At 47.3% G+C, this 12,851-nt stretch carries 11 protein-coding genes; 2 read left to right on the top strand and 9 right to left on the bottom strand.

The features are described 5' to 3' along the window. Positions 1–63: 63 nt before the first annotated feature. From DXC51_RS06600 to DXC51_RS06610, 3 genes are all read right to left on the bottom strand, one after another. Positions 64–1,665, bottom strand: a complete 1,602-nt coding sequence (locus DXC51_RS06600; protein ID WP_181970041.1) for a response regulator transcription factor — start codon at positions 1,663–1,665, stop codon at positions 64–66. 40 nt (positions 1,666–1,705) lie between these two features. Continuing rightward, positions 1,706–3,400, bottom strand: a complete 1,695-nt coding sequence (locus DXC51_RS06605) for a sensor histidine kinase (protein WP_025488755.1) — start codon at positions 3,398–3,400, stop codon at positions 1,706–1,708. Between the two features lie 224 nt (positions 3,401–3,624). After that, positions 3,625–4,533: a hypothetical protein gene (locus tag DXC51_RS06610; RefSeq protein WP_025488754.1), complete on the bottom strand. Its 909-nt coding sequence runs from the start codon at positions 4,531–4,533 to the stop codon at positions 3,625–3,627. A gap of 229 nt (positions 4,534–4,762) precedes the next feature. On the opposite strand from DXC51_RS06610, the gene DXC51_RS30565 reads away from it, so the two are divergent. After that, entirely contained in the window at positions 4,763–5,215 is a 453-nt protein-coding gene (locus DXC51_RS30565) for a GNAT family N-acetyltransferase (RefSeq protein ID WP_081745281.1), read from the top strand. 536 nt (positions 5,216–5,751) lie between these two features. Next, positions 5,752–6,411, top strand: coding sequence for a hypothetical protein (locus tag DXC51_RS06625; RefSeq protein ID WP_021634502.1), 660 nt, complete (start codon positions 5,752–5,754; stop codon positions 6,409–6,411). Positions 6,412–6,453: 42 nt separating this feature from the next. On the opposite strand, the gene DXC51_RS06630 is transcribed toward DXC51_RS06625, so the two are convergent. The 6 genes from DXC51_RS06630 to DXC51_RS06655 all read right to left on the bottom strand — a co-directional run bounded on the left by DXC51_RS06630 (position 6,454) and on the right by DXC51_RS06655 (position 12,804). After that, positions 6,454–8,370 (bottom strand): NAD(+) synthase, encoded by a 1,917-nt coding sequence (locus DXC51_RS06630; protein ID WP_025488751.1) that lies wholly within the window; start codon positions 8,368–8,370, stop codon positions 6,454–6,456. A 120-nt stretch (positions 8,371–8,490) separates the two neighbouring features. Beyond that, positions 8,491–9,375 (bottom strand): Hsp33 family molecular chaperone HslO, encoded by an 885-nt coding sequence (gene hslO, locus DXC51_RS06635; protein ID WP_025488750.1) that lies wholly within the window; start codon positions 9,373–9,375, stop codon positions 8,491–8,493. Continuing rightward, positions 9,372–10,151, bottom strand: coding sequence for a class I SAM-dependent DNA methyltransferase (locus DXC51_RS06640; protein ID WP_025488749.1), 780 nt, complete (start codon positions 10,149–10,151; stop codon positions 9,372–9,374). The genes hslO and DXC51_RS06640 overlap by 4 nt, the downstream gene beginning before the upstream one ends. An 81-nt stretch (positions 10,152–10,232) precedes the next feature. Then, positions 10,233–10,733 carry a COG2426 family protein gene (locus tag DXC51_RS06645; protein ID WP_021634498.1) on the bottom strand — a complete coding sequence of 167 codons (501 nt, stop codon included), beginning with the start codon at positions 10,731–10,733 and terminating at the stop codon, positions 10,233–10,235. 37 nt (positions 10,734–10,770) lie between these two features. Continuing rightward, on the bottom strand, positions 10,771–11,823 hold the full coding sequence (hisC, locus tag DXC51_RS06650; RefSeq protein WP_021634497.1) for a histidinol-phosphate transaminase: 1,053 nt from the start codon (positions 11,821–11,823) through the stop codon (positions 10,771–10,773). 132 nt (positions 11,824–11,955) lie between these two features. Further along, the gene (locus DXC51_RS06655; protein ID WP_021634496.1) at positions 11,956–12,804 is read right to left on the bottom strand and encodes an SAM hydrolase/SAM-dependent halogenase family protein; all 849 of its coding nucleotides are present in this window, start codon (positions 12,802–12,804) and stop codon (positions 11,956–11,958) included. Positions 12,805–12,851: the final 47 nt, after the last annotated feature.

Raw genomic sequence — 12,851 nt, forward strand, 5'->3', positions numbered from 1 at the left:
TGGTAAACAAAAAAGGCGCAGACCAAAAAGTCCGCACCTCAATACTATTTTTTTAATATAACGTCATTCACCAATATAATATGTTTCTCTATACTCAGCAGGAGACATCCCTTCACTTTTCCTAAACACCCTGTTAAAGGAACTGATGTTTCCATATCCCACCTTTTCAGCTATCGAATAAATTTTGTCATTTGTGTTTGTAAGCAGTTCTTTTGCCAGACTAATTCTTGCCTTAACAATATAATTGGAAAGATTGCAATGATATTTCTGCTTGAAAATTCTCGACAGATACGAAACATTAAAATTACCGACGTCCGCCAGAACCTGAAGACTCAAATCATCCTGTAAATGATTACGGATATACTGCTCGACCCGCTGAATAGCACGGTTCCCGTATAAAAACTCATCCTCTTTAAGCAAACCCGTCAATACCCCTGTAAGTCTCATAAGATAATCAATTGCCTCTCCCCAGTCATGAAAATTCTCTACGCTTGTAAGCGGATACATGCTGATTTGAAACGGAATTTTCTCATACCATCCATTGACATTAATATATTTAATAAAAATCATTGAAATGCTATAGTATATTTCCAGCGCTTCTAAATCATGCATACTTTCATAAAACAGAAGCGGCACAGTAACCTCTTTCAAAAGCTCGCTGACTTCATCTATTTTACCCTGCTCCATATAATTTTCCAGCAAAAGCAGCTTCATTGTACTGATTTTGCTGTTAATATATCCGGCTTCGTTTTCAGATGCTGAAACAAACAATACACCATCTTTTTTAGGATTAACAAGCGGTATCAGCTTCCTGCGAAGAGTATGGTATGCATTACCTAATTCCTGCAACGGAATATTTTCACGATAAATAGCCGCAGCCATCCAAATCCCTAATTTATCCCCGCAGAGTCTTTTTACACTTTCCAGTCCCTCTGCACAAATGCCGAAGATATTGTCCCAATCTGCCTGTATTCCTGACATTTTAGGCTGTACAATTCCTATCATATAATTGAAATCAAGAATATACGCCAATGTCCTGACGGTTCTCGGCATATTCTCTAAAACTGCAGCTAAAACATATTCCTGCTCTTCATAACGAATTATACTTTCAGAATTATTGATTCTCGCGAGAAATAATATAACAGGTTCATCAATCCTTAACGATATTTCCATATCCCGAAGCTGTTCCTTTACAGACTGTGAATCTGCAATACTATTGATTAGCTGTTCTATCAGCCCTTTCTCAAGCCAATACTTTGCTTTCGATAAAAGTGCATCCTTCTGTCTCTGCTTTAATGCAGCATCCTGTTCCTCTAATAATTCCGAATACACCTCAATGACGGTATCTACAATTTTTTTAGGTTTTTCCGTTTTCAACAGATAACGAATTCTTTTATCCTGCGCCAACTCGTAAAGAATTTCATGATTACTATAACCAGTAAGAAATACAATTCGTATATGCGACCAGTTCTCCTTTATTTTTTTGTACAGCTCCAGTCCGTTCATTCCGGGCATTTGAATATCTGTTAATACAATATCGAATTTTATATCCTGCAGAAGTTCTAATGCTTTCCTGGCTGTAGACGCCGTATAAATTGCAATTTCCTCTCCGCAGGATTCAAATAATTCTACCAGCCATTCAAGACTTTCAATTTCATCATCCACAATTAATAACTGAAACATATTAATTCCCCCGCTGCATAATTCACATCTGATTATTTCTTTCCGGTATTAATATTTTGACAAGCACCCCGCCAAGTTCTCCCCTCTGTACGGATAATCCGGTATCGCATTTATAGTAACTTTTCAAGCGTCTGTCAACATTAATAATCCCCGTAATTTCTCCCTGATATTCACTTGAAAATTTACGATTCATTTCATTTATCGCTTCATCGGAAATATCGCCATTATCCTCAACTAAAATATAACGCATTCCCGCTTCTTTCAGATAATAAACATGCAGCAAGCCGTCCTCTTCCTTATTTTCCAGAGCATACTTAAATGCATTCTCTAAAATAGGCTGCACAGTCAGACGTGGAATCAGTATATTCTCCCATTCCTCAGGAAGTTTTTCCCAGTCAAGCTCCATTCGTGCGGAAAATCTGCTCTCCTGTATCCTTGCATATGCCTCTGCGTGTTCTAATTCCTCACTCAGAGTTGCTATATCAGAAGCATTACGGGTAATATAACGAAAATAAGTGCCCAGATAATTTGTCAGCAGTTCAGCTCCTTCATAATCATGCCTGTGAATACGACCATTTAGCAAAAAGAAACTATTATACAGAAAATGCGGATTAATTTGTGCCTGTAACTGCTTAAACTGAGCCTGTGCAGCTAAATTTTTCTGCACATACACTTCATCAATTGTCTGACTGAGTTTTTCCACCATATGATTAAATCCATCATAGATATATTCAAACTCATCATTCGTTTTATTCGTAATCCTAATTGACAAATCACTATCTTCAAGTTTCTGAAATGCTCCCTGCAACTCCCTTAACGGACGATTTATCAGTCTGTCCGTATAAGAAGCAAAAACCATGGCACATACTACTGCCAAAAGCAGAAAACAAATCATCTGCCATCTATAGCTTCGCAAATTTTGAAGAATAACGTCTTCATTGCAATACTGTATAAGCTTTCCGAAATATTTCGATTCTGTCACATTTACAAGAAAATATTTACCGTCAACATTAATTCTGCTGATACCTTCAGTCTCATCACAAACCTTTAATATTTTCCTGCCCATGCCCTCTTGCACGGGATTTTCTAAAAACCACCCAATCAGAGGATAATCCCAAAAAGAACTGCCACCTTCGATAGAAAAATCATTTAAGTTACTTATTATCTGTTCTTCATCAAAAATAATTTCCAAATAAAATCTAGGTAGTATATTTTCGGAATAATAGTGTTCTGCCATTGCAAGCGTCAATACCCCGTCTTCTACTGTCAAGACGTCCAGTCGCTTGTTTAACTGATTAATCCGCTGTCTGTCTGTATCTGTCATAGTACGAAGGGCATCTGACTTAATAATAATATCACTTCCTGTTATATATACGATGACATCCTTAATAATTTTATTTGAACCTTTGATTAGCAACAATTTCTCCTGTTCAGTAAGAATAGCTGCCATTCTGTCATGATCTAGTAATGAACCTTCTTCTCCGAGAAAAACCAAATTACGGTCAGTGAAAAAATTATCTCTCTGCTGCAGGATATTCTCCATCTGATTATCGGTAAAATCTACATAATAACGCGCGCTATTTTCCATCTGCTGATAGATAACATTTCTTGAATATCTTTCCAACAAAAAAAATATTATTCCAAAACTAATAACTAACAACAAAATCATTATAAGAAAAACTATAAAAAGTTTTGTTTTAACATTATTAATATTCATTATACCTACTCACTTTATGCTTTTTATAATCTGTAACCTTCACCCAACGAATCCTTATATAAATTGGTGCTGCTACAGTTGTATAATTAATTTGTCTTCTATTTTCAGTTTAATCTACTAGCATTATATAGTCAACCATTGTAATAAAATGCAAAATAATTCCGATAATTGATTCTATATTATTTTATAAATTTGTTTTCCTCTCCGCAACCAAGTCCCCACAACTATACTAACGCATTCCAGAAGAAAAAATAAATCAGCACACAGCCCCAGGCATTCCCTGTATAATCCCGGACCGCCAGCATCCCATAAATAATAATGAAATCACACAGCCCCACAACAAACGTTTCCGGCGCCAGCCCCAAAACCGCATGCACCACAAGACATATCGCCCCGCCGGCCGCCGCCCCCGCATTCAGCCAAACACGCCTGACCGGAAACAGCCGGTTCACCCGCTCCGCAATCACCACATAAGAAAACCCTTCAAAAAAGCCCCAGCTCGCCGCAATAATAACCATTCCAACCAAACTGACCGGAACCCCCGCTTCCAGCACCTGCTTCGTAAAATTTACCGTCTGAAAAGGCAGATAACTGTGAACCTCATTCCGGAACAACATACTTACAAAAGCCGGCGCACAAGCCAACGCCGACAGCAAAACCGTCACCCCCAGCTTCTCCCATTTCAGCCCAAAGCTGCGAAAACTCTCCCTGCGCACCGCACACACAATCGTAATCCCCAGCCCAAAAACACCATATTCCGTCAAAGCCCCCAACAACGTCTGCAAAAGAAGCTCTCCCCCCGACACCTCACCCGAACCGCCTCCGCTGCTCCCGGACTGGCTCATTCCCCCCATCACCGCCAGATAGGCCGCAATAACCACCCCGCTTGTCAGCAAAACAATACACAAATCCACCCAATTTCTTCTCCTGTCCCCCCGGCCGGACCCACTTTCCCATCCCGCCGTCTCTTTTCCTACCTTCTGCTTCCCTGCCATCTGTTCTCCTGCCATCTGCTGTCCCACCTTCTGCTTTCCTGTCCTCCGCTTTCCTGTCCTCTTCCCCATTCCCAACTCCACTCCTCCCGCCGGCCCGAACCATCCCGGCCTGCCGCATTCATTTCTCCATCTTACCAAATCCCCTCCGCTATTACAATTCCACTACCATAATTCCGCCAACATAAAATAACAATTCAGCCCCTTGCCGAACAGTTACTGCATCCACTCTTTTATCTGTCCGCCCTGCCCCCTCTTGACTATAGGGCGGCTCCATAGCATATGATAGAAAGAATGAATTGAAACTACGAAGGATCAAAAAAAATAACAAAAATCACAAAAAAAGAAGACAGAAAGGAATCCACACACCATGAACCTCTCCCTCCAACCAATCACGGCAGCCAACCGCAAAGAAGCCCTCACCCTCAAAACAGCCCTCGGCCAGGAAACCTATGTAGAAAGCGTCGAACAATGCCTGAAGGAAGCCGATGCCAGTTCCTGCTGGCGCCCCGTAGCCATCTACGACGACGGACTCCTCATAGGCTTTGCCATGTACGGCTTCTTCCCCGAATACCTCCCCTCCGGAAGAGTATGGATGGACCGCCTCCTCATAGACCAACGCTACCAACACAAAGGCTACGGCAAAGAAGCCATGCGCCTCCTCATCGACCGTCTCCAAACCGAATACCACTGCCGTCGCATCTACCTCAGCATCATCCCCGGCAACACCCCGGCCGCCTCCCTCTACACCCACTACGGCTTCCGCTTCAACGGCGAAAAAGACATCCACGGCGAACACGTCATGGTCCTGGAATGCATCTGAAATCCATTCCCCCCATCTACACCCCCGCCCAGTTCTTTTTCCCCTCCTACCTGCCCTGTTTTTTCCCCTGCCCTTTTCCCTGCCCTTTTTGCCCTGTTCTTTTTCCCTGTCCTTTTTCCCCTTCACAACCTACCCGCCCGGCGGAGGAGCATTGTCCTGGTGGTGGGGGCGCGGGGAGATTTGCACAGGGGGCGGGGTGTGAGGGGGATTCCCGGATGCTTACGAAGTTTTGGAGCTGTTTCTTAAAGCCTCCGACAGACGCTTTGCCCGCAATACGGCAGCTGTCCGAGGAGCCTGCGACGAGTTCCTGCCGTATCAGGGCCGCCAAAGCGACTGCCGGAGGCTTTTAGAAACAGCCCAAAACTGAATAGCATCCGGGAACCCCCTCACACCCCGGCCCCTGTGCAAATCTCCCCGCGCCCCACCGCCAGGACAATTCGCCTCCGCCGGGCCCCACCACCCCAAGAAAACTTTCAGTAATAAAAATCCCCCCTGCGGAGTAAACTGTATAAACAACATGAATCGGGGATATTGATATGAGTTCCAAGACCAAAATAGTCGTACTGCACTTAAAAGAATTGATATATACCGGCATCTTTGTGGTGCTGGGAATACTTTTCCTGCTTCTTCTCATTATCATGTTCCTGCCCGGGAAAAAGACAACGCCGGAAGCAACCGGCGCCGATGAAGGCCGCTATACCCCTGGGAAATACACAACTTCCCTGATTCTGGGAAATTCCGCAGTAGATGTGGAGGTCGTTGTGGACGATAACAATATCAACTCCATACGGCTTGTGAACCTGGATGAAGCGGTAACGACCATGTACCCGCTGATGGAGCCGGCTCTGAATGATCTGGCTGCCCAGATCTGCGAAAAGCAGTCTCTGGACGAAATTACTTATTCCGATGACAATAAGTATACCTCTCAGGTACTGCTCGATGCCATCACCAATGCTCTTTCAAAAGCGGAAAAGAACCCGGGCAGCACGAAAGAAAAAAGTACAAAATCCAAAACCTCTCTGGAACCCATAGAGGAAACAACTCCCGCCGCTCCCGCAGAAAGTACGCCCTCCGCTGAAAACACGGCAGAAACGACGCCGGAAAGCAATCAGGAGAACGCAGCGGAAAATACGGCAGAAAATACGCCGGAGACCTCAGCGGATACTCCGGCGGAAACGGCAGCGGCGGCTGAATAGCCACCGCTGTTTTTCTTATTCTTTTTCATTCCAAAGGCCATCTTACTCCGCCTGCAGCCCCTCAATTTCCTTCAGCCACAGCGTTGCACAAGCATCCGAGGGCATGCGCAGATCCCCTCTGGGAGATACCGCCACACTTCCCACCTTCGGTCCGTCCGGCAGACAGGAACGCTTGAACTGCTGCTGGAAAAAACGGCGGTAAAAATTCTTCAGCCATTTCAAAATAGTTGCATTATCATATTTTCCCGCAAAGGACATCCTGGCAATCCGGTACACCTTGGAGGGTTCAAAGCCGCAGCGCAGCATATAATACAGGAAAAAATCATGCAGTTCATAAGGGCCTACCAAATCCTCCGTCTTCTGGCTGATTTTGCCGTCCACCGGCGGAAGAAGCTCCGGGCTGACAGGAGTGTCAAGCACATCCAGAAGAATCTCCCTCAGTTCCTCCTGCCCGCAGGTATCCGCATAATATTTTACAAGATGACGCACCAGCGTCTTCGGCACGCCTGCATTCACACCGTACATGGACATGTGATCCCCGTTATAGGTTGCCCAGCCCAATGCCAGCTCGGACATGTCGCCCGTTCCGATCACCAGCCCGCCTGTTCTGTTGGCGATATCCATCAGCACCTGGGTTCGCTCTCTTGCCTGGCTGTTTTCAAAGGTTACATCATGTACGTCGCTGTCCTGTCCGATATCACGGAAATGCAGACTGACCGCCTCCCTGATATTCACCTCGGACAGAGTGGTGCCCAGCGTCCTGGCCAGCCTGCAGGCATTATCATAGGTCCTGTCCGTCGTTCCGAAGCAGGGCATGGTAACGGAATGGATATTTTCCCTGGGAAGCCCCAGCATATCAAAGGTGCGTACTGTAACGAGAAGCGCCAGTGTGGAATCCAGTCCGCCGGAAATACCCACGACCGCCGTTTTGCAGCCGATATGCTGATATCTCTTTTTCAGGCCGAAGGACTGGATGGAAAGGATCTCATCGCAGCGGTGGTTTCTTTTCGCCTCATCCGAGGGCACAAAGGGCATGCTGTCATACCTGCGTGTCAGGACGGTATCCGTTTTTTCCATATGCACCGGAAGGTACAGATAGCCTTCCTTATTCCTCAGGAAGGTGTTCATGCGCCTGCGTTCATGACGCAGCCTCTGAACATCGATTTCCCCATATATGGATTCATTCTCAAAGCGTCTGGCCCGGGACAGAATCGCGCCATTTTCCGCAATTATGTTATGACCATTGAAAACAAGATCCTGGGTGGATTCCCCCTCCCCCGCACTGGAATACACATAACCGGAAATCAGGCGGGCGCTGGTGCTCTTTATCAACTCCTCCCGGTAGGCATCCTTTCCTACCGTTTCGTTGGAAGCGGACAGATTCACGATCACGGTCGCTCCGGCCATCGCATGGGAGGTGGAAGGTGTTTCCGCCGCCCACACATCCTCACAGATTTCACAGGCAACCTGCAGCCCGTCCACCGCATCCACACAGAAAAGGATATGCGTGCCAAACGGGATTTCCTCACCGTCAAACATAAAGTTCTCAGCTTCCGCATTTCCTGCCACAAAATACCGCGCCTCATAAAATTCACCATAATTGGGTATGGTTTCCTTCGGGATAAATGCCAGGATTTTCCCGTTCTGGAGAACCGCCGCCACATTGAACAGCTTCCCGCTTTTTTCCAAAGGAAGCCCTACGAAAACAAGCGCGTCCCGCCCTCTGGTATATTCCCTGATTTCCTTTAAGCCTTCCGTCGCCCCCTTAAGCAGCGTTTCCTGGAAAACAAGATCCTGGCAGGTATAGCCGGTGATACAAAGCTCAGGAAAAACGATAATTTTCGCTGCTTCGGCAAAAGCCTCGTCCAGCCCTTTCTTTATCTGCTCCGTATTATAAACCGTATCCGCAACCCTGATTCCGGGAGTCAGGGCTGCGGCTTTTACATAACCATGTTTCAATTTTCACTCCTATTCTGCACGCCAATGCGTACATTCGGCTAAAATATGATACAAATCAGGCCGGCAGAAAGCGCCTTTCTCCCAGCCCGTCCGACCTGCCGCCAAAGACGGCGGACACAGCTATTTATTCCCGCATTTCTCAAGTAACCCCTTCAGCTCCGGTATGGAAAAATGATAGCCCTTATTACAGAAATGGCATTTTACTTCAATGGTTTCCCCATCCGCAATCATGTTTCCGATTTCTTCGCGTCCGATACTGATCAGCGCCTTTTCCACCCGTTCCTTGCTGCAGTTGCAGGCAAACTTAACATCCCTGGTTTCCAGGAACTGAAAATCCATTCCCTCCAGGACAAGCTCCAAAAGCCCCTCCGGTGTAACGCCTTCATCCAAAAGAGAGGTTACCGAACGGATTTTTGACAGATTGCTTTCCAGCTTCTGTATTGTCTCCTCCTCTGCAAACGGCATAAGCTGCACAATAAATCCGCCCGCCTGCTTCACGGTATTGTCCTTTTCCATCAGCACGCCCAGCCCCACGGAGGAAGGAACCTGTTCAGAGGTGGCAAAATAATAGGTAAGGTCCTCCGCGATCTCACCGGTCTGCAGAGCGGTCTGGCCCACATACGGATCCTTCAGCCCCATATCCCGGATGACGCGCAGGATCCCGCTTCCTACAGCGCCTCCCACATCCAGCTTTCCCTGGCTGTTGGCAGGAAGTATCACCTGCGGTTCATTGGCATAGCCCTTGACGCCGCCCATGCTGTCCGCAGTAACCGTCATGCCGCCCATAGGGCCGTCGCCGGTTACCTGGAGTGTCAGAAGATCCTCTTTCCCCTTCAGCATGCTGCCCATCATGGCGCCTGCCGTAAGCAGTCTCCCCAGTGCCGCCGTTACCACCGGGCTGGTATTATGGTTCTGCCGGGCTGTTTCCACCGTCTGCCTTGTTGTCGCCGCAAATGCCCTCACCTGGGCATCCGCAGCCGTTGCTCTTACCAGATAATCCTTCATTTTGCTTCTCCTGTCCCACATTTTCCATGTTCCGAGGCGATGCAGAAGACTCTTTCGCTCTTCTCCGTCACCTCCTGCATCGTGTCTGCATCCAGGGCTTCCACAAACACAAGCCCGCTTTCCTCCAGCAGACGCCTTATCTGATCCAGCCTATATCCCCGCTGGTAATGGGTTTCCGTAAATCTGCGGTAAAGACCCTCTTTTTGATCCTCCTCCACAAAAATAGTCAGATCATATTCATTGATCTGATCCTCACTGTCATAGAAGTTTTCCCAGATAAAGCTGCAGTTATCCCGGTTTTCAGCAATCGTGGCATCGCCTATCACCGTTTCATATTTATAAACCGTATTAAAATCAAAGATAAAAAGCCCGCCCGGATCAAGATAATTATTCACCAGCCGGAAGCATTGCGCCAGCTCCTCTTCCTCCAGAAGATAATTTAGGCTGTCACAGAAACAGACAACGGCGCGCACCGTTCCATAAAGCTCAAACTCCCTCATATCCTGTGCAAGATAAAGGATTTCATGGCCGGAGCACGCCCTTTTTTCCATGGCCACATTCAGCATTTCCTCCGACAAATCCACGCCAATCATATCGTAGCCTGCATCCGCCAGAAGCTCCGTCATATTTCCGGTACCGCATCCCAAATCCAGCAGGATGCCGTCCTCAATCCCGGCCCGTCTTAATCTGTCCAGCACAAATCCGCCCCACTTTTCGTAGGGCGTATTATCCATGAAAATATCATATACATAAGCGAAATCCGAATAAGCCTCCACTTACCGTATCCTCCTGTCCCAGCACTCTGACACGCCCGGCTGCGGCACGTCATAAATTCCCATAGCAAATTTCAAACTGGCTTAGCCCACAATACTTCCCAGCAGGCCATAGCTTACCAGGGATACGATGACAGTTGCAATAATAATGCCCAGCAGCTCGGCCAGGACGGCTTTTTTGAAATCTATTTCCAGCAGTGCGGCAATCAGGGAGCCTGTCCAGGCGCCGGTGCCGGGAAGCGGAATCCCTACGAAGAGCACAAGACCCCAGAATTCATATTTCTTGATGCTGTCGCTCTTCTTCATCGCCCTGTCCTCAAGCTTACCGATCAGCTTTGCAAAAAAGGGCAGTTTTTTCATCCACTGGAAAATCTTCCTGATGAACAGCAAAATGAAAGGGATCGGGATGATATTTCCAATAATGCAGATGGGAATCGCTTTCAGGATCGGCACCCCGAGAGACCAGGCCACAAGAAGGCCTCCTCTCAGCTCCAGAATGGGAATCATGGAAATGATGAAAATAACCACTTCCTTGGACACATACTGTCCCAGAGTTGAGGCAAACCACAATGCTATTGAATCCATACTATAAATTATCCTCCGTTCGTTGACTGCTTATTTGTTAATGTATTATCTGTTTTAAAAAGGTCAGAAGCCTGTCCATCTCCTCATCCGTTCCCACGGTGATGCGCAGGTAATTATCAATCCGCGGCTTGTTGAAATAGCGGACATAGATTCCTTCCTGTTTTAACGCCTGAAAAAGCTCTGCTGCCGGAATCGTTTCATGGGAGGCAAAAATAAAATTGCTCATGGAGTCCGGGAAGGTAAAGCCAAGGCCTGCCAGTTCTTTTTTTACCCGTTCCCTTGTATTAATGATCTTTCCCACTGTTTCCTTAAAATACCCATCGTCCCGGATACTTGCCGTTCCCCATGCAATGGAAGGCGCGTTCATGGTATAGGAATTAAAGGAGAACTTCACATCCTTCAGATAACCGATTGCCTTTTTGCTTCCTACGGCGAAGCCAATACGGATTCCCGCCATGGCCCTGGATTTGGAAAAGGTCTGGACTACCAGCAGGTTATCGTACTTATCCACAAGGGACATGGCGCTGACGCCGCCGAAATCCACATAGGCCTCGTCAATAATCACCATGGAATCCGGGTTGCCGGCCACAATCTCCTCAATGGTATCAAGGCTTTCAAATAAACCGGTGGGCGCATTGGGATTGGGGATGACGATTCCGCCGTTTTCCGTAAGATAATCTTCCTTTACCAGCCGGAAATCATTGTCCAGCTCAGGACAACGATAAGGTATATGAAAAAGCTCCGCCCAGACATCATAAAAGGAATAAGTAATATCAGGAAAAAGCACCGGCTTTTCCGAATTAAAAAAGGTAAGAAAGCTCATTGCCAGCACATCATCCGAGCCAACTCCCACAAAAACCTGATCCGCATCCACGCCGTAGTAGTCTGCCAGCGCATTCACCAGAAGGGATGCCTCCGGATCGGGATACAAACGCAGAAGCTCCGTTTCAAACGCCGCCGCATATTCCTTCACAAGCGGTGACGGCGGATACGGACACTCATTGGTATTCAGCTTGATAATCCCTTTTTGCTTCGGCTGTTCTCCGGGAATATAGGGAACCACCCGACGTACTTGTTCTTCCCAGCCCATCTTTCGCTACCTCTTTTCCTGTGTCCCCGGCCTTCCGTCCGGCGGACGCATATTCAATCTCCGCCCGTTTTATGGCAGGCGGTCCGGTTTTAACTTTTTTATTATAGTATGAAAATGTTTCAATAGCAATAATTACCTGTTAAGTGTTGATTTTCGCATGGTAATCCGCCATGAAAGCCCGGTTCCCACGTTGTAGGCCCTGGCAAAGTTACCCTGATTGATGGCCACCGCCATAAAATCCAGGCTGTTCACATAGACCAGCGCCTCACCAATAAAGGCATCTGCAAAGGAGTGGGCGTAAATCAGGGAGGTACGGTAAACAGTATGTCCTCTTTTTTCTATAATAACTTCAATACGTTCCCCGTAGGAGACTCCCATCTTAAGGAACAGCTCCCTGGGAATGTTGGTCCAGAGGCTGCCGAAGCGCACGTCCAGGACATCGATGGTTCCTGATACTTCATTTTCCTCCAGCTTCGCAGGGACGAAAGGGATTTCCACCACGCTCTCCACCGGCACCTCCGGGCCCACGCCCTCGAAACCAATGATACCGGAAGCCAGCCTGGCGCCGGTATAGGCATAGATATCCCTGCCGTGGAAGGTATAGCTTTCCCCTGAGCCGGGAAGGCGGTTCACCGATTCGTCTATCACTCTGGCTGCCCGGATGCCGCACAGCTTTTTGATATGGGTGAGCGTTCCGTTATCCGGAGTTACCACATATTGTCCGCCCTCTGTCTGTGCCACAATGCTGCGGCGGGTGGAGCCAACGCCCGGATCCACAACAGATACGAATACCGCGCCTTCCGGCCAGTAGCTTACCGTCTGAATCAGCCTGTAGGAGGCCTCCCAAATATCATATTGGGGAATTTCATGGGTCAAATCGGAAATTTTCAAATCACCGCACACACAATAGGCAACGCCGTACATGGCGCTGACGGCGCCGTCCGCCCGCCCGAAATCGGATTGAAATATAAGTGGATTCATACTGTTTTCCCTCTCCTTTCAATTGCATCTTTTCTTGATGGTAACAG

The sequence above is a fragment of the Eisenbergiella massiliensis genome, from assembly GCF_003435485.1.

Bases quoted from the DNA above. Each gene is read 5' to 3' on its own strand.
- DXC51_RS06645 (WP_021634498.1), bottom strand. From the start codon at position 10,733: ATGGATTCAATAGCATTGTGGTTTGCCTCAACTCTGGGACAGTATGTG.
- hisC (WP_021634497.1), bottom strand. From the start codon at position 11,823: ATGGGCTGGGAAGAACAAGTACGTCGGGTGGTTCCCTATATTCCCGGA.
- DXC51_RS06655 (WP_021634496.1), bottom strand. From the start codon at position 12,804: ATGAATCCACTTATATTTCAATCCGATTTCGGGCGGGCGGACGGCGCC.
- DXC51_RS06605 (WP_025488755.1), bottom strand. From the start codon at position 3,400: ATGAATATTAATAATGTTAAAACAAAACTTTTTATAGTTTTTCTTATA.
- DXC51_RS30565 (WP_081745281.1), top strand. From the start codon at position 4,763: ATGAACCTCTCCCTCCAACCAATCACGGCAGCCAACCGCAAAGAAGCC.
- hslO (WP_025488750.1), bottom strand. From the start codon at position 9,375: ATGAAGGATTATCTGGTAAGAGCAACGGCTGCGGATGCCCAGGTGAGG.
- DXC51_RS06625 (WP_021634502.1), top strand. From the start codon at position 5,752: ATGAGTTCCAAGACCAAAATAGTCGTACTGCACTTAAAAGAATTGATA.